Consider the following 1,960-nt stretch of genomic DNA (forward strand, 5'->3'; position numbering starts at 1 on the left):
GGCGAGTTCTAGCGAACGTTGCAACACCCCCGACTAATCGGGAGTTGCAGCACCCATGGAATCAGCAGCAGTAAGTAGTTCATCGTTTTTGGGGAAGGGTTCGTCTTTTACGCAAGGGTCGGGTTTCCCGGTCAGGTCACGTCCGGTAGTTGTCCAGCAGTCGCATACGCGTGCGCAGCGGGAGGAGTTCCTGGCTGCTGTGGGGCGTTTGGGATCTGTTACCGCCGCGGCCCGGGAGTTGGGTATCAACCGGGGCACCGGGCAGAATTGGGCGCAAGCCGCCGGGATCAGGCGCCAGCGCCGGTACACCGAGGCCGAGAAGTCGTTGTTCCTTGCGGCCCTGGACCGGTCCGGCAGCGCCGCGGACGCTGCCCGGGAGTTGGGGTTCAATCTCATCACCGCGAAGGGCTGGGCGCGCCGGGTGAGCCCGGCTGCCGGAAAGCCGGGCGCCGGACAGCCCGCAGCGCCTGGCCCGGTCCCTGCCTATCATTGTGTGGAGGTTGAGGAGTTCCTCGCTGTGCTGCGCGCTGTTGGCAGCGTCAGTATGGCCGCCCGGCAGTTGGGCCTGAGTGAATCCAGGTGTTTCACCTGGGCCGCCCGGGCCGGGGTGGTATCCGTCAGCCCGGTCCGGAGGTCAGCGAAGCAGATCAGTTACCTGGAACTGCGCCACAACGGGGCCAGCCGTAGGGACGCCGCCGCGGCGGTGGGGGCCAGCACGTCAAGCGCCTGTAGCTGGGATCGGGCGCAGACTACTAAAGACACGGTGGCTCTGGACCGCGATGCTGTGAATCTGCCGTATAGACAGGAGGTGAGTACTACTTTTGCAGAACCCGGCGCCCCGGAAACACCTGTGACCCCGGCTCCGGCCCCGGCGGTGGTGGTCGCGGTGAAACCTGCACTGGCCCCGACGGCTTTAGTGGCCCTGGAACAGCCCGTCAGCGACCGTTACCTGTCCCTGCCCGAACGTGAGAGGATCGCGGACCTGCTCGCCCGGGGAAAGTCCATGCGGGGCATCGCCCGGGACCTGGGCCGCTGCGCGGGTTCGGTCAGCCGGGAGATCAAGCGCAACAGCCACCCCGTACTGGGCTACCTGCCCTATGGTGCCCAGCGGGCCGCCACCGCGGCCCGGGCACGACCCAAGGACAGTAAGCTGGCAGGAACCGGGGAACTTCGCGATTACGTGGAGGATAAGCTGCGCGTTCGCTGGTCCCCGGAACAGATTTCCTGCTCGCTGATCAAGGAATTCCCCGATGATCCCCTCATGCGCGTGAGCCACGAAACCATCTACCAGGCCCTGTACATCCAGGCCCGCGGCGGCCTCAAACGCCAGGTCAAGGAAGCGTTGCGCACCGGGCGGACCCGCCGCAAGAAACACAAAAACCCCGAGGAACGCACCAGCCGTTTCCGGGACCCGAGGATCAATATTTCCGAGCGCCCCGCCGAGGTCGAGGACCGCGCCGTGCCCGGGCACTGGGAAGGGGACCTCATCACCGGCGCGCACAACCAGTCCGCGATCGCGACCCTTGTCGAACGCACCACCCGCTACGTCATGCTCGTGCATCTACCCGTGGACCACACGGCGGAGTCCGTCCGCGACGGGCTGATCATGACCATGGGTACCCTGCCGGCGCACCTGCGCGGATCCCTGACCTGGGACCAGGGCGTGGAAATGGCCAAGCACAAGGCCTTCAGCATCGCCACCGGTATCGACGTCTACTTCTGCGACCCCCACAGCCCCTGGCAGCGCGGGTCCAACGAAAACACCAACGGGCTGCTGCGCCAATACTTCCCCAAAGGCACCGATCTCACGACTTATGGACCCGAAGACCTCGAACACGTCGCCCAGGAACTCAACGCCCGCCCCCGCAAAACACTGGGCTGGAATACCCCAGCCGAACAACTACGTGATCTACTAAGAGCCAGCTAAACCCGGGTGTTGCAACAACCCCTAGAATTCAAG

At 65.1% G+C, this 1,960-nt stretch carries 1 protein-coding gene; it reads left to right on the forward strand.

What is annotated here, in order from left to right:
• Positions 1–661 precede the first annotated feature (661 nt).
• On the forward strand, positions 662–1,927 hold the full coding sequence (locus tag IV498_RS18645; RefSeq protein ID WP_442951387.1) for an IS30 family transposase: 1,266 nt from the start codon (positions 662–664) through the stop codon (positions 1,925–1,927).
• Positions 1,928–1,960 lie beyond the last annotated feature (33 nt).

The sequence above is a fragment of the Paenarthrobacter sp. Z7-10 genome (assembly GCF_026932795.1).
Lineage (GTDB): Bacteria > Actinomycetota > Actinomycetes > Actinomycetales > Micrococcaceae > Arthrobacter_M.